The 13,271-nt window shown below is 32.9% G+C and carries 17 protein-coding genes; 10 read left to right on the forward strand and 7 right to left on the reverse strand.

Annotation, left to right across the window (positions count from 1 at the left end):
* Nucleotides 1–154 precede the first annotated feature (154 nt).
* From ACQVV1_RS26530 to ACQVV1_RS26540, 3 genes are all read right to left on the reverse strand, one after another.
* Nucleotides 155–349, reverse strand: coding sequence for an aspartyl-phosphate phosphatase Spo0E family protein (locus tag ACQVV1_RS26530; protein ID WP_431169741.1), 195 nt, complete (start codon nucleotides 347–349; stop codon nucleotides 155–157).
* A 186-nt stretch (nucleotides 350–535) separates the two neighbouring features.
* Complete coding sequence (gene hfq / locus ACQVV1_RS26535) at nucleotides 536–721, reverse strand: RNA chaperone Hfq (protein WP_086404307.1); 186 nt, start codon at nucleotides 719–721, stop codon at nucleotides 536–538.
* Nucleotides 721–1,578 carry a hypothetical protein gene (locus ACQVV1_RS26540; protein WP_431169742.1) on the reverse strand — a complete coding sequence of 286 codons (858 nt, stop codon included), beginning with the start codon at nucleotides 1,576–1,578 and terminating at the stop codon, nucleotides 721–723. The genes hfq and ACQVV1_RS26540 overlap by 1 nt, the downstream gene beginning before the upstream one ends.
* 524 nt (nucleotides 1,579–2,102) lie before the next feature.
* On the opposite strand from ACQVV1_RS26540, the gene ACQVV1_RS26545 reads away from it, so the two are divergent.
* The 4 genes from ACQVV1_RS26545 to ACQVV1_RS26560 are packed head-to-tail and all read left to right on the forward strand — an operon-like array spanning nucleotide 2,103 to nucleotide 4,435.
* Nucleotides 2,103–2,288 carry a hypothetical protein gene (locus ACQVV1_RS26545; RefSeq protein ID WP_431169743.1) on the forward strand — a complete coding sequence of 62 codons (186 nt, stop codon included), beginning with the start codon at nucleotides 2,103–2,105 and terminating at the stop codon, nucleotides 2,286–2,288.
* Nucleotides 2,289–2,298: 10 nt separating this feature from the next.
* The gene (locus ACQVV1_RS26550) at nucleotides 2,299–2,622 is read left to right on the forward strand and encodes a hypothetical protein (protein WP_064474364.1); all 324 of its coding nucleotides are present in this window, start codon (nucleotides 2,299–2,301) and stop codon (nucleotides 2,620–2,622) included.
* Between the two features lie 12 nt (nucleotides 2,623–2,634).
* The gene (locus ACQVV1_RS26555) at nucleotides 2,635–3,798 is read left to right on the forward strand and encodes an FtsK/SpoIIIE domain-containing protein (protein WP_431169744.1); all 1,164 of its coding nucleotides are present in this window, start codon (nucleotides 2,635–2,637) and stop codon (nucleotides 3,796–3,798) included.
* Complete coding sequence (locus ACQVV1_RS26560) at nucleotides 3,782–4,435, forward strand: replication-relaxation family protein (protein WP_431169745.1); 654 nt, start codon at nucleotides 3,782–3,784, stop codon at nucleotides 4,433–4,435. Before ACQVV1_RS26555 ends, ACQVV1_RS26560 begins: the two co-directional genes overlap by 17 nt.
* A 28-nt stretch (nucleotides 4,436–4,463) precedes the next feature.
* Here ACQVV1_RS26560 and ACQVV1_RS26565 read toward each other — a convergent pair whose 3' ends face one another.
* Nucleotides 4,464–4,685, reverse strand: coding sequence for a helix-turn-helix domain-containing protein (locus ACQVV1_RS26565; RefSeq protein WP_431169746.1), 222 nt, complete (start codon nucleotides 4,683–4,685; stop codon nucleotides 4,464–4,466).
* Between the two features lie 380 nt (nucleotides 4,686–5,065).
* Here ACQVV1_RS26565 and ACQVV1_RS26570 point away from each other — a divergent pair, with 380 nt between their 5' ends.
* Nucleotides 5,066–5,524: an endonuclease domain-containing protein gene (locus tag ACQVV1_RS26570; RefSeq protein WP_431169747.1), complete on the forward strand. Its 459-nt coding sequence runs from the start codon at nucleotides 5,066–5,068 to the stop codon at nucleotides 5,522–5,524.
* 21 nt (nucleotides 5,525–5,545) lie between these two features.
* Here the strand turns inward: ACQVV1_RS26570 and ACQVV1_RS26575 are convergent, their stop codons facing one another.
* Complete coding sequence (locus ACQVV1_RS26575) at nucleotides 5,546–6,103, reverse strand: MerR family transcriptional regulator (RefSeq protein ID WP_431169748.1); 558 nt, start codon at nucleotides 6,101–6,103, stop codon at nucleotides 5,546–5,548.
* 440 nt (nucleotides 6,104–6,543) lie between these two features.
* Between ACQVV1_RS26575 and ACQVV1_RS26580 the strand changes: the two genes are divergently transcribed.
* On the forward strand, nucleotides 6,544–8,301 hold the full coding sequence (locus ACQVV1_RS26580; protein ID WP_431169749.1) for a S8 family serine peptidase: 1,758 nt from the start codon (nucleotides 6,544–6,546) through the stop codon (nucleotides 8,299–8,301).
* Nucleotides 8,302–8,763: 462 nt separating this feature from the next.
* Here ACQVV1_RS26580 and ACQVV1_RS26585 read toward each other — a convergent pair whose 3' ends face one another.
* Both ACQVV1_RS26585 and ACQVV1_RS26590 read right to left on the reverse strand, forming a co-directional pair.
* Nucleotides 8,764–9,183, reverse strand: a complete 420-nt coding sequence (locus tag ACQVV1_RS26585; RefSeq protein WP_431169750.1) for a hypothetical protein — start codon at nucleotides 9,181–9,183, stop codon at nucleotides 8,764–8,766.
* A 27-nt stretch (nucleotides 9,184–9,210) separates the two neighbouring features.
* Nucleotides 9,211–10,377: an Alp7A family actin-like protein gene (locus tag ACQVV1_RS26590; RefSeq protein ID WP_431169751.1), complete on the reverse strand. Its 1,167-nt coding sequence runs from the start codon at nucleotides 10,375–10,377 to the stop codon at nucleotides 9,211–9,213.
* A gap of 451 nt (nucleotides 10,378–10,828) precedes the next feature.
* Here ACQVV1_RS26590 and ACQVV1_RS26595 point away from each other — a divergent pair, with 451 nt between their 5' ends.
* The 4 genes from ACQVV1_RS26595 to ACQVV1_RS26610 all read left to right on the forward strand — a co-directional run bounded on the left by ACQVV1_RS26595 (nucleotide 10,829) and on the right by ACQVV1_RS26610 (nucleotide 13,120).
* Nucleotides 10,829–11,389 carry a helix-turn-helix domain-containing protein gene (locus tag ACQVV1_RS26595; RefSeq protein ID WP_431169752.1) on the forward strand — a complete coding sequence of 187 codons (561 nt, stop codon included), beginning with the start codon at nucleotides 10,829–10,831 and terminating at the stop codon, nucleotides 11,387–11,389.
* A 190-nt stretch (nucleotides 11,390–11,579) separates the two neighbouring features.
* Nucleotides 11,580–11,966, forward strand: a complete 387-nt coding sequence (locus tag ACQVV1_RS26600; RefSeq protein ID WP_431169754.1) for a DUF3796 domain-containing protein — start codon at nucleotides 11,580–11,582, stop codon at nucleotides 11,964–11,966.
* Entirely contained in the window at nucleotides 11,935–12,135 is a 201-nt protein-coding gene (locus tag ACQVV1_RS26605) for a helix-turn-helix transcriptional regulator (RefSeq protein WP_431169755.1), read from the forward strand. Before ACQVV1_RS26600 ends, ACQVV1_RS26605 begins: the two co-directional genes overlap by 32 nt.
* A 424-nt stretch (nucleotides 12,136–12,559) precedes the next feature.
* Nucleotides 12,560–13,120 carry a MerR family transcriptional regulator gene (locus ACQVV1_RS26610; RefSeq protein WP_431169757.1) on the forward strand — a complete coding sequence of 187 codons (561 nt, stop codon included), beginning with the start codon at nucleotides 12,560–12,562 and terminating at the stop codon, nucleotides 13,118–13,120.
* Nucleotides 13,121–13,271: the final 151 nt, after the last annotated feature.

Below are 13,271 nucleotides of genomic sequence, written 5' to 3' on the forward strand. Positions count from 1 at the left end.
GGTCACTTAATACAATAAACAGCAACAGAAGTTGTTAAGTTAGAAAATTCAATCTTATGTTTTTTCTCAATATGTCTTTTCATATTTTTGAATTACAATATAATTAATTCTTTTTATTTCTATATCTGTCTCTTATCTTCCTGTTAGGAAGCCTTTATTGAATTAAGGATTCTTTTTTTACCCTCATTTTTTGATCTAATCGATATTTTCCCATTGCTTCATAAATTAAAAGGTCTAATTTTTGACTAAAATCAATTACTTTTTTATGGCTAAATCCATATTTTTTTACAAGATAGCTCAATTCTTTTTTTTGATCTTCAATCATGTCATGTAGTAATCTCATATCCACCTTTTTCTTTAAACTCCTTTATACATAGAATCTCGAAAAAATTGCAAACAAAAAACAAGGCTGAAACCAGCCTTGCCCTAAAGGAAAAAATAACTCTTATATCTAAGATTTCATTATGTATGGGAATTTTTGAAGTGAGATACCTTAAAAAGGATAAAAATGTTATAAATATAAGATTTTAATGTTTTATAAAGAAACAGTTGAAATTGCTTGTTTATAAAGGAACTGTTGCTTTCCATTGCTTAGAACTAGTACCGAAAATTTATCAACAGCGATAATTTTTCCAGGTACTCTAACACCATTTATTAGAAAAATCGTTACTTCTTTCTTCTCTTCTATTAACTTCTCATAAAATTTTTCTTGTGTATGCATCATTTAGATGGTTGCAACTCCTCTCCTTTTTTGGAACGGTTCATAGCTTCTAAGAATACATATTCTTTTACTGTTAATTCAACCGTTGGGCAATATTCAATCTTTGATAATTCGTGAAATAAAGAAAGGTTTTTGTGTAGTTTTTGAATCATTTCATCTAAAGTGATTTCTCCTACACCATACTCGATTACTGGATTTAAAAATACTTCTACATCTATTAAACTTGGTTCAATTAGGGAAACAATCTCTTGTACCTTTGGTAAAATAATTGTTTCATAACGTTGTTTGAATAGTTCTAAATCCTCTGGTGCGGGTTCATTTTCACATAGCTTTTTGAAAGATACTACACGAATGTCATTTCGTAATGACTCAATACGTCCTTCATAGAACGCTTTGTCGAACCCTTCTTTGTCAGCAACATCATAATGAAGTTCTGTTTGTGATCTACGCTTTTTCTTATAAGAATCCATAAGGATTTTCTCTTTTGCATTAAACATCATGATAAAAACAGTACGCTCTAAATTCATGACTTGGTTTGCTACGCTTAATGTTTCATCTAACACTTTTGCGCGTTCTTCTTCACTTAACTTTCTCATAGAGGATGGAACAAGGTTTTTGACATTCTCAAACGACTCGGAATTTATAATGTGTTGAAGAGAAAATTGAGCGACTTCTGGTAAACAAGGGTCAGTTGTTTTATCCAAGAGTAACAAATCTTTGATCGTTCGCACTGTATTTTTGATCTCTTTTTGAGCTTGGCGAACTTTTTCTATGCTGCTTTCCATGTATTCTGGTTGTTTAAGACGATTGAAAATGTATTCTCTTCTTTCTTCAAAATGTTGCTGTAAAAGTGACATAGTTGTTTCCTCCTCTATTTTCTGAATTAATTTAAAATTCCTCTTTTATTGTATCATTAAAGTTTATGAATTTGGGACGATAGCAAGGTTTATTTGCAAGACAAGGTTTGAAATTGCATATCAGACAATCAGTGATACATATTCTTTACCAAAGCAATTACCAAAGTAGATATCAACCTTATAACCAAAGAAACTATCATGGTATCACTATCAAAAGAATTCCTCAATTAGCACATGTTTTTAGGGGATTTTGAGTTTTGTTTATAGTAGGCGGAACGGAATAAGAAAAAGGAGGGAGAACAATGAATAATTCTTATGAGATTATTGATAATCAAATATTATTTGAGGGATGATCCGGCAAGAGGGTGGAACAACATACCTGGTCCGCAATTTCAAAGTGTGAAAGAAATTACAGAATGATGTGGTCGTTTAACAAACGAAAGTATGTGTGGGATGCGCTTAATCAAAATGCAATGAGTACAACGGATACAACAGATTTCTTATATAGGTGGATTAATTAGTATTTGACAGAGCCATTAGACAGTACAGCACAAGAAATACGAAAGTTACCAGATGAACTTGCGACTTTCATAACAAATGTACCTGTTGAGACATTTGAACTCATTAAGAATACCTCTCGTATAGTGTTAGATTGTATATGCTTTGTAGTGTACTGGATACCAAATTTGTTAACGATATTCTTTTTTTAGGAGGAAAAACATGCTGAATCGAACAGAAACAATTTCTTTTCAAGCCTTTATGGACCAATCTTATAAGAAGAAAAAGCAAACAAAAATATATAGTATTGGCCCTATAAGTCCGTTCGCATTTTTTCATATGTCTTCACCGCTTGTTCATACGTATGTAGCTCTGGGAATAGTAGGCGGACTTACAATTGGAGCTGTTTTGTTAGAGAAATACTTAGTGCGAAATGATTATGTTTTTGCATCCAATTTCCTTTCTAATGGTCTGTATTACGGTGTAAGAATTGGAGGAATTGGGTTCATTGGTTATGTATTTATTCGCATTTTACTCATGTTGTAAGGAGGGTGACCAATGAAGGGATGGTTAAAAAAGAAAAAATATAAATACCAGTTAGAAGAAGTATTTAAGAAAGCAAAGCTATACGATGAGCACATTACACGAAGTGGAAAGGTCCCCATTTATCCTAAGATTCACGATGTTTTCGAAGGGAATGCAAGTGTACGGTACACTTTCACATTGCCAAACGGTGTTGATCCAGCTCAAATTCATAAGAAATGGTTTTGTTTTCAGCAAATACTAGGTGAAAATCTTATGATGGAAGGTAATATTAAAAAGTTCGTACTCTATGTATTTCATTCTAATGCAAGTTTACAGCCTTACGATTACAGTTATAAACAATGGCAACCAGTATTGAAACAATACCGTCTTCCTGTGGTAGTAGGGCGGGACCAATTCGGAAATACAATTGTGTATGATATGGTTGATTCAAATACACCTCATTTACTGATTGCGGGAGAAACAGGAAGTGGAAAAAGTAGTATGGTGCGCGTAATTTTAGCCACATTAATCCAACATATGTCACCAGAGCATTTACATTTGTACCTGGGGGACTTAAAAAATTCAGAGTTTCATTTTTTAAGAAGAGTGAAGCACGTGAAGTATGTTTGTATGGAAGAACACGAAATGACGAACATGTTATCAAAATTATGGAAAGAGGTATTGCATAGAAGAAAGTTAATGGAAGAATATGAGCTAGGTCATATTGATGAATACAATCAAATAATAAAAGATAAACCTTTACCATATATTTTTATTGCCATTGATGAAGTAGCAATGCTACAGGACGAAAAGGAATGTGTCACTACAATAGAAAAAATATCAGCTGTCGGCAGATCACTTGGTATCTTTCTCATGCTAAGTATGCAACGTCCAGATGCAAAAATACTTGATGGTAAGTTAAAGCTTAATTTGACGGTAAGAATGGGCTTTAAATGTGCGGATTTAATTAACAGTAACATTGTGGGGACACCTGGATCAGAAAATTTAGGTCAATCGGGTCAAATGATTTTAAAATTAGATGGTTTAAAAAAGGTGCAGGCTCCTTATTTGGCATTGGACCAGGCAAAAGAAATAATAGAACCGTATCGTTTATCTAAAGAGCAAAGTATAAAGAAGGAAGAATCAGATCATCAAGAAGATAAAATCTTTGGGGTGTTAGATGATGCTAACCAATAGAGATAAGCAAATTATAGGCCATTTACAGCAATTTAGATGTATGTCACGTGATGATATTATTGATCTCCATTTTAGAAATGTAAAAAATGCGGTAACATGCTGTAATACTGTTACAAAGCGGTTAAGCCGCGAAGGATACATTGATGTAGATACATCACAACGTCCATACGTGTATTTTCCTTATCCAAATACCATTCGTAAAGGAAGTCAAAAGATACGTCATTTTTTAGCAATTGTAGATGTATATAAGCAGTTATTACGAACCGAAAGACCAAGGATATTTCAAGTAGAACCTAAGTATAAGAAAGGTTATATGGAACCCGACATATTTACCATTTGGCGTAAAAGTCCATTTTTTATAGAAGTCCAGAACTCCATTTATAATAAGGCTACGATCCAAACGAAAATAAAACGTTATGAATCGTATTTTCGTAGCATGGAATGGAAAAAAGAATCCTGGCAACTGAAACATAATATGGTATTTCCCTCACTTTTAATCCTTACTGACCTCAAATATTCAATTTCTAGTTCTAATTTCCGTATTTTTCAAGCGTCCTCTATTCAGCATTTTCTTACACAAGTACAGCAACCTAAAGACATTTCGGTTCAAATAGGTTCAGTTAAAGTACACTTATGAAAGCACAAGATACTGTTTCTTGTGCTTTTTACATGTCCCAAAAGTCATTGATTTTGGCCTGAGGGTCAATTTTTCTAATAGTATTTAATAGTTTTTTCATGATTTCAGGTTTGGGGATATAATCTGTATCTCTACAGGCTTTACTGATGGTTTGAACAGAAATTTTTGACTTTTTGGCTAGTTCCTGTTGTTCAATTCCTTGCCGATCTAACCATTTTTTTAATTTAGTCCTATTTTTGCGGAAAAACATTTAGCTCACTCTCCTGTCCTTAATTTTTTATTTACAATTATGGACAGGAAGTTAAATTCATATACAATTCAATTCAACTTAGATTTAAGTAAAATACAAGAGAACGAGATTCATAGAGTATTTACACGAACGATTTATTAATAATTTCACTTGGAATGAGGTATACATACAATGCAAAGATTTGACTTACGCATCATACAACAAATCTTTGCAAAGCACTTTCCCAAAAAATTCAACTTAATCTGTATCTAAAGAACACAAAAAAAGACTGTTTTATTTTATTTGTATAAGATATGTGATTGGAAAAGGATATATAGAAAGGGTTTGGGTATATTACGTTTTGAGCATTAACTCAAAACTTTTTATTGGAGTGTAAAAAGATGACAGGTTTATTCGTTGTATTGGGTTGCACAATTATATTTTTTCTTTTAGCACAAATTCTCACTCCATCATCTACTTATAATCCTAATAATGATTCACAACGGGTGAAATGCTCTAACAAATTAGAAAAGCGAGTATATGATGCATTACGCTTTAAAGGTTATTATCCTACTGTACAATATAAGGTGCCCAATAAACGTTTTAAGTTAGATTTTGCGTTTTTTTCTCTAAATGGTTTGAAAATAGACGTAGAAATTGATGGGCCTTTTCATCGAACACCAGAAGGAATTAAACGAGACCGCAAACGAGATAAATACATGAAAACAAATGGGTGGAGAGTTATTCGTATTACTGACATTACATTAAATAATGGATTTGAAAAACAAATACTTTTGTTGGTGGCAACATTAAATAGATTAGGGATAGAACCTTCTAAAGAATCAGTAGAACAAGAATAAAGACGTATGATGAAAATTACATCATACGTCTTTATTTTTTGAAAAGAGCCTAGACCAGAATCCTTGTTTTTGTTCTTGAGTGGATGCTATAAGTTTTTGTGATTCACGCATTTCATCAAAATCTCGTTTTAATTGCTCATATTGCAATAATAGCGTTTTATTTAACTCATTTGCAGATTGTAACTCTTGAAGGATTTGTTGATTCGTTTTTTCTTGCTCTTGAAGTTGTCTCATGAAAATTTCTAGTGTTTGAGCGACTTGTGATGTGGTTAAATTTAATTCATTCTCTTGATGATCGGGGGTCGCCCAGCCGCTCGAATTTTCTTTAAACTCTTCTACAACAGCTGTTGCGGCCTCTTCTTTTTTTACTTTTTGTTTTTTAGTCATATATCTGTATTTTTCTAGCGCCTGGATATCATGGGCGGTAAATGCGCGACTATCATTCGCGCCTTTTGCAAATTTATAACCACTCATTTCTAGTTCATTTGCCCAACGCTTTAATGTACTATCAGATATGTGTAGTTTTTCAGACACTTCATGTGTCCAATAAGCGCGCTCTTGTGGTCTGGCGTCATTCATATATTTATCTCCCCTCGCTCAAAGGTCGTTCAATTTCAATTTTGAATTGTATTTCTTGTTTAATCAAGTCTTTATAAGTATTTTTTATACTCTTTATGGATTTCAAGAAGATAACTCTTTCTGATTGTATTATGCATATTTATTATCGTTTAATTTATATAAAAAAATACATAGTTCATTTTCTTCTTAATCATGAGATTCGCCAGGATTCGTTATTTCTTGATTTGTTTCGATATGCATTTGCCCCAAAACAGGTGTATGAACAGATTTTGGATCTTCATTATGTTTGATTGGTAAAGGTTTGATTTCATTATTGAATATAATCACATAATAACAAAAGTTATTTCAAATAATAATATCGTAGGTGTAATCAGCCTTCAAAGAGTGCTTTAACCAGTTTTTAAGAAAGTTAAGTAGGAAATAGTAGGAGGTAAAAAAACATGTCAGAAAACCAAGAAGTTTATACTTACCGAGCCGGTGAGAAAATTATTCTTAGAAAAAATCCAGATCAATTTGTAGTTCGTGCGCTACCAGATGAATTAGAGAAAACTATGGGAATTACAGATGCTAAGCAAGTTTCAGCTTTTTCATCTCGCGTAACCACTCGCCAAAAAGATTTAGAAACATTAATGAGTAGAGCTAGAAATATTGCGCCAACTCATCATGCCTATTATATTGGTGATACAAATCAAGAATTTCTTATTACTGATCGTATATTTGTCACGTTTAGAGAACCAATTTCTAATGAAGAAGTTGGTGCTTTTGCTGGACGTTATGGGCTATTTTTATTGAAAGCTTATAGTCAACGAGATTATCTTTTTCAACTTACTGATCATACAGGTATGAATCCAGTTAAATTAGTTATAAAGCTGACAGAACAGGAACCTCTCGTAGAAATAGCTGAACACTCCCTTAGCAATCGTATGAGTAAATATCAGATAGAACCACCACTACATGATTCTTCCTATTTATTGCAATGGCATTTGCATACTCGGAGTCGAGATCCTGAATTTGATTCAAGAGCATCCACGCGATGTGAAGAGGCTTGGGAACTGTTAGATAATTTCGGAAGTTCAGATGTGGTTATAGGTATAACAGATGATGGGTGTATGCTAAATCATCCGGATTTTGACTCGCAAGATAAATTTGCTGGTTGGGGCTATTTTGAAGGATCAGATTTAATTACCAATCAAGATATAGGAGCTAATCAAAGCAACATGTATGAACAGGGGAATAATCATGGAACATCATGTGCAGGAGTTAGTGCAGCCGAAGTAGACGCAAAGTTAACGGTTGGTGGCGCGCCAGGGTGTCGATTGCTACCAATTAAGTGGCCGGCGGATGGTCAGTTTTTAATGATTGATGATGATGCTTTGTGGGATGCTCTGGACTATGTGGCAGATAAGATAGACGTTTTGTCCAATTCTTGGGGACGTAGCCCTATAAGAAATTGGCCATTTCACATAATAAATAAAATTACCGAATTAGCTCAAAATGGTGGCCGGCGTGGTAAAGGAATTGTATTTTTATGGGCCGCTGGGAATGAGAATTGTCCTATTCAGCACAATGCTTCAATAGAAGTTCCTTATACTGATGGATGGAAAGTTAGAAGGCGTCCCCTACCTCCAATCTGGGAAGGGGTAGAAAGGACTGACAAGTTTGAGCATAACCTTGTAGGGATTCCAGGAGTAATGTATGTAGCAGCTTTATCCAGTACAGCACAACGAAGTCACTATTCAAATTATGGTACAGGAGTTTCTATATGTGCTCCTAGTAGCAACAGCCATACATACTGGCGCATCATGCCTTTAAAAGGGGAAAGATTGGGTGTTACGACAACAACAGGTTCTTCAGAAGGTGTAACTAATATATTTGGTGGTACTTCAAGTGCGACACCACTTGTAGCTGGTATTGCAGCGCTAACGATTTCAGCTAATCCGGATTTAACAGCCTTTGAAGTTATTTCAATTTTAAAAAGTACAGCTTCAAAGGATTTGAATTTTGAAGGATATCCTCGGACTCCACCAGCAAACTTTGATCCTGATACATCATGGGATGTATCACCTATTGCTCCTTTTAACAAAGGAGATTTTAAAGATATTGGAGATTCTGATGGGACATGGAGTCCATGGTTTGGACATGGAAGAGTAGATGCTTTGGAAGCAGTGAAGGAGGCCCTCAGACTTAAAGAAAGGTAAAGCATTTTTAAATTATGCTTTCGAAGAACTTGTGCGTTTAATTCTTTTTTGTATTTGAATTTGTTTTATAAAATCCTAAAGGATATGAGCTACTGATGAGCGGTTTTAAATGAAATTTTCTCTTGGGCGGGTGTCGCCCAAACAATCATTTTCTTACTAAAATCTTTTGCAATAACCGTTATTGCTTGGTTCATGTTGATATTAATTAGAGCGTTGTATTTTTAAAATTAATATCTTTAAGAGCGACAAGTGAGCGATTTTTATTTGTATTTTTTGGTTGTATATAATCGCTCATTTCTCGTTCGAACTAGTTCGGGTTTGTAAATTTGCTTTTTTATTTAGATGATTTGATTTTATAGCGCGGTAAGGGCCCTTTGCTTCGTTTTCTTTTGTTAACAGCCGCTCATTTTAGTAAAAAAACTCTCGCTTTAAATAAAATAAGTAAAAGCGAGAGTTTTTCTCTTAAAAGTCGGGATCTTCTAAATCGTCTTCATCTAATGATCCTGTAATGTTGGTATTAGTTATTAATTGTCCCATTTGACCTACGTCTTTTAATAAATCGTCTGCCAGAGAACTATGGGTATTCTCTTCGTTTTGCATAAGGACAGCAGATACAGGAGCCACCTGGAGATCTGAAATTGTTTGTGTAATTTGTTTTATGGCGTTCATCATTTGTTCTTGATTTTTTGAGACTTTTAGAAGTTCTTTTTTTGCATCAAAGGGCTCTTTCTGTGCTAAATCTTGTTCAACCAATTCAATAAGATAAGTTGCAAGCTTTTTTGAGCGGGCTTTTTGCTCAAGGTGATTATAAACTTCTTCACTCATGTGATCTGTTCGAAGCCCAAAGACTGTTTGTTTCTCGGTCTTTTTAGTACGTCCCATAATGCGGCTCCTCCTTTCTGGCTATACTTATTTCTCTGTATTTTGCAGCATTTCGCCGCGACTTTTTACTTCAAGACCATATAAATTTAATTTGCGCGAATCTGGTAAGAAAATATGATTTGCTTGAGCGATTTCAGCTCCATACATTTCTTCTATGACTTCATGAATGCTAGTTTCTAGTATTGGGGCAACACCACCGAAATAAACATATTTATAAACTTTATCAGCTGGTGCAGGCATTACATCTTGTATTTTTAAAATTAGAAACTTAGCAAACTCTTTTAAGGAAGAGCGAATTTTATCCGTTAAATCTACACGTTGGCCAGTGTTTCCATCAACTAATTCCATTTTTGGTTTTTGGAAATTGTTTACTATAAATGTTTCAAATGAACGTAAATCAGAGAATTTTTCTAGGAACTTTTCTTTTCTTAATTTTTCAATATGAGATAGATAAGATAATTTGTCTATCGGTTGCATTGAATCACGGTTCTTAGGTGATTTTAAACCAGCTGGTGATAATACTAGATCAATCGTTCCGCCACCAATATCAACAAGTACTGTATCGTTGTTATCGAATTGTCTTGCTTCTTCACGATCTTCTAATTCGAAATTCTTTTTAATAGCTAAACGTGCAATTTCTCCTTCGATACGACAAGTTGCCTTTTCTACAGTTATTTTTAATGTTTTTTCCATTCCTGGTGTATGTATTGTAACTTCATGCTCTCCAGCAAATCGTTCCGCCATTGCATTTTGGGCTTCACTAAATTTAGCTGTTCGTTTCAGTAACCATATAGGTAACATTGTTTGGAAATATTCAATTTCAACTGTATTGTCATCCGATTCGCGAGTTTCATTAATAGCATGATAGAAAGAAACAGCTGATAAAAACATTACATAAGGGATTGGGCTTGTAATTTTATCATGAAGCTTGTTGACATGATTGTTAGCTAATGCATGTTTTGCAGCTTCGTCGCCAACTAAGAAGAAGCGTTCAGTGTCTTCTCCTGGGATTGTTGTTGAAATAAGTAGGCGAGATAGTAATTCTTTAGGATTAGTAATGGTTGCTACAAAATGAGAGTCAGCTTCATCTTTGCTGATTTCTACAGCGTTTGTAGGAGTTTCAATATAGAAACCATCAATTAAGTTCATATCAAGTGAGTTTCCAGAATCCTTATTCATCATAGTAATTTTCATTAACTATTCACTCCTTTAGTTATATTGTTAACAATATAGCATTTTTTTATCTTTATTGGAAGGTATTTTTAATATTAGTTAACAATAAAAAATCGTTATTAATCTTATATTTTAAAGGTTTTATCATGATTTATTTTTTTATATTGTATTTATGTTAACTATAAAAATATTGTTAACTTTTGTTTTAATTTATATGTATTCTTCACAAGGTATATGTTTGTACCTGTAGGAAGTAAAAGTAAACCTTTCCCATCCAAAAGAGGTTTATTCTTTAAACAGTTGCTTAATTTTGATTAGCAATTGCATTAGTTGATCCAGCACCTATACCTAAAAATAAAGGGAAAATAGCATGATAAAACATTTTTACACCTTAGAATCACGTTATTATAAAGAAATTGGGTAGTCTTTAATTAGCCTTTAACTTAACCTCAAACTTAAGGGAGATGTATAGATGAACATTGGTAGACAAATACAATATTTTCGTAAACGGGATAATATGTCCCAAGAGAAATTAGCAGAAAAAATTCATGTTTCCAGACAATCTATTTCTAACTGGGAAAATGAAAGGAACTATCCAGATATTCATAATTTACTAATGATGAGTATTCTCTTTAATGTCTCCCTGGATGATTTAGTTAAAGGAGATGTAAAGATCATGAAAGAAGAACTTCAAAAATCAACTTTCTTTAAGTGGAGTTACATCATGTTAGCATCAATGATTCTACTTCCTATTTCTATTGCACCTGTATTTTACTTTTTTGGTTATTATGGTCTTATAATACCTTTGGTACTTATCATTTTGCTTATGTTTTCATCACAGCAAGTTGAAAACATAAAAAAAGAGCATAATTTAAAAACTTATCGTCAAATAGTTGATTTTATAGAGGGAAAACCTGTAAGTGAAGTAAAGCCTAATATAAAAGACAAATTATTAAAAATAGGTTTGATGCTTGCAAGTGCTTTAATTAGTTATAGTTTGATTTATTTAGGATTGAGTGTATTTGGAAGATAACTTAGAAAACTATTAAAAGTCCTCTGGATTTTTTAACTGGAGGACTTTTGTGTTTACATAATTATCGAAAGCGGAAGTTAAAAGTATTGGTTTGAAACAAAGATATACCGTTTCAATTCCTTTTTATTTCGCACTTTATGTGATATATTTATAACATAAAGTGCGAAATATATCACAAAGGAGAATTTATATGAAAAATAAACTAGCTTACTTGGGGTTTATTGGATTTTTGGGGTTTTTGGGTCCTCTTTCATTTTTAGGTGAAACTGAAACTTCATTTACATATTACTTTTTCGCTTTCTTTTCCTTCTTTTTATATGCAAAAGTTATACCAGATGAACTTTTTATTTTACATGTTCGCATTGCAGCCACAAAGGCATTTTTCGTAGCATTAGTATCAGGTGTTTTATTAATCTTAAGTATTGTTATTTTTGCAGATATACATGTAATTCGATTATTCGTTGTACTTGCAGTTGGAATACCATTAGTTACTTTTGTAATTAATTTAGAAATATTTGAACGTAGAGAAAAGAAAGGGATGCAGGATGACATTGATCACTCGGATGAAAGAATATAGGATAAAGCTAAATATGTCTCAAGAAGATTTAGCTAATAAGGTTGGGGTTAGAAGAGAAACAATTGGTAATCTCGAAAACGGAAAATATAACCCTTCATTAAAATTGGCTTACGATATTGCAAAAGTTTTAAAAGCACCTATTGAAGTGTTATTTTGGTTTGAAGATTAGTTTAATTCTAGTACAAGTGAATACAAGAGAAAAAATGATGAATGTTCTATTCATGCTCGGTTAACATAACGCATCATTATCGGTAGCAAGTATAAAGAAGGAACCGTTATTTTTATGGGGTTCTTTCTTTTTTTCTAGTAAAATTGATATGCATGATTTTATACATGGTTGATATAGCGGGGATCCGAAGGATCCCCGCTATTCTTTTTTTGCATAAAATCTTGTATAAATAAAAAAGATTTTGATGTTATTATCGAGAAGTAATACTTATCAGTGTTAAAATTGGAATGTATTTCGAAAATAAATCGTTTTTAAAATCGGTCGTTATATCAGTTATAAGTGCATTCCGATTTTGATTGGAATGTTGATTTGATAGTGTTTTATGAATGAAAAACGTATTCCGTTTTTGGGGGAGGAATGAAAATTGGAACTAAAATCGGAAATGCATACACCGAAAATTGTTGCGGATCGTTTAGGGGTGACTCCCGATTTATTAAAAGTATGGTCTAACGAATTTAATATACAAACGGAGCGAAGCCAGGGAGGGCATCGTAGGTATTCTAAGGGAAATATAGAAGAATTAATAGCAATTAAAGAAAAAATACAGATGCAAAAATGGTCTTATGATCAGGTTAGAGCATGGCGGAATGGGGAACTTGATTCGTTTGTTTCAAAAGAAGAAAAATCGGAATTAGAAAAGAAATTGGATGAAGTATTAGAAAATCAAAAATTACAAAATCAATTCAATCAAGCGCTTGTTCAAAAACTAGAGGAAATTACAAATGAATTAGTGACGACAAAAGAACATTTAGTTAATACAGAGAAAAAATTAATGGAAGTAGAAAGTAAAAATAATGAACTAGAAATTTTTATAGAGAAGAAGCTAGAAAAAAGAGATCAATTATTGCTTGAAAATATTAGAGATATGCAGAAGCAAAATCAGAAGCAAAAACGGAAAGGTTTTTTCGGTTTGTTTAAAAATTAAATGTAGCTGTTATTCTTTGTAAGATTCTAATCAGGAAAAAAGAGCAGAAATATAGCATATATACAACAAGGGAATGCAGTATAGATCAGTCTACAAGCATTCCCTTGTTATTAGTATGTTATTTTTTTTATAGAGTTTAAGTTATTACGAT

Origin of the sequence: Bacillus basilensis, from assembly GCF_050630465.1 — a bacterium.
Lineage (GTDB): Bacteria > Bacillota > Bacilli > Bacillales > Bacillaceae_G > Bacillus_A > Bacillus_A basilensis.

What these genes read in the sequence shown, in the direction of transcription:
- hfq (WP_086404307.1), bottom strand. Translation starts at nt 721, where the DNA reads ATGCATACACAAGAAAAATTTTATGAGAAGTTAATAGAAGAGAAGAAA.
- ACQVV1_RS26540 (WP_431169742.1), bottom strand. Translation starts at nt 1,578, where the DNA reads ATGTCACTTTTACAGCAACATTTTGAAGAAAGAAGAGAATACATTTTC.
- ACQVV1_RS26550 (WP_064474364.1), top strand. Translation starts at nt 2,299, where the DNA reads ATGCTGAATCGAACAGAAACAATTTCTTTTCAAGCCTTTATGGACCAA.
- ACQVV1_RS26555 (WP_431169744.1), top strand. Translation starts at nt 2,635, where the DNA reads ATGAAGGGATGGTTAAAAAAGAAAAAATATAAATACCAGTTAGAAGAA.
- ACQVV1_RS26560 (WP_431169745.1), top strand. Translation starts at nt 3,782, where the DNA reads ATGATGCTAACCAATAGAGATAAGCAAATTATAGGCCATTTACAGCAA.
- ACQVV1_RS26565 (WP_431169746.1), bottom strand. Translation starts at nt 4,685, where the DNA reads ATGTTTTTCCGCAAAAATAGGACTAAATTAAAAAAATGGTTAGATCGG.
- ACQVV1_RS26570 (WP_431169747.1), top strand. Translation starts at nt 5,066, where the DNA reads ATGACAGGTTTATTCGTTGTATTGGGTTGCACAATTATATTTTTTCTT.
- ACQVV1_RS26575 (WP_431169748.1), bottom strand. Translation starts at nt 6,103, where the DNA reads ATGAATGACGCCAGACCACAAGAGCGCGCTTATTGGACACATGAAGTG.
- ACQVV1_RS26580 (WP_431169749.1), top strand. Translation starts at nt 6,544, where the DNA reads ATGTCAGAAAACCAAGAAGTTTATACTTACCGAGCCGGTGAGAAAATT.
- ACQVV1_RS26585 (WP_431169750.1), bottom strand. Translation starts at nt 9,183, where the DNA reads ATGGGACGTACTAAAAAGACCGAGAAACAAACAGTCTTTGGGCTTCGA.
- ACQVV1_RS26590 (WP_431169751.1), bottom strand. Translation starts at nt 10,377, where the DNA reads ATGAAAATTACTATGATGAATAAGGATTCTGGAAACTCACTTGATATG.
- ACQVV1_RS26595 (WP_431169752.1), top strand. Translation starts at nt 10,829, where the DNA reads ATGAACATTGGTAGACAAATACAATATTTTCGTAAACGGGATAATATG.
- ACQVV1_RS26600 (WP_431169754.1), top strand. Translation starts at nt 11,580, where the DNA reads ATGAAAAATAAACTAGCTTACTTGGGGTTTATTGGATTTTTGGGGTTT.
- ACQVV1_RS26605 (WP_431169755.1), top strand. Translation starts at nt 11,935, where the DNA reads ATGACATTGATCACTCGGATGAAAGAATATAGGATAAAGCTAAATATG.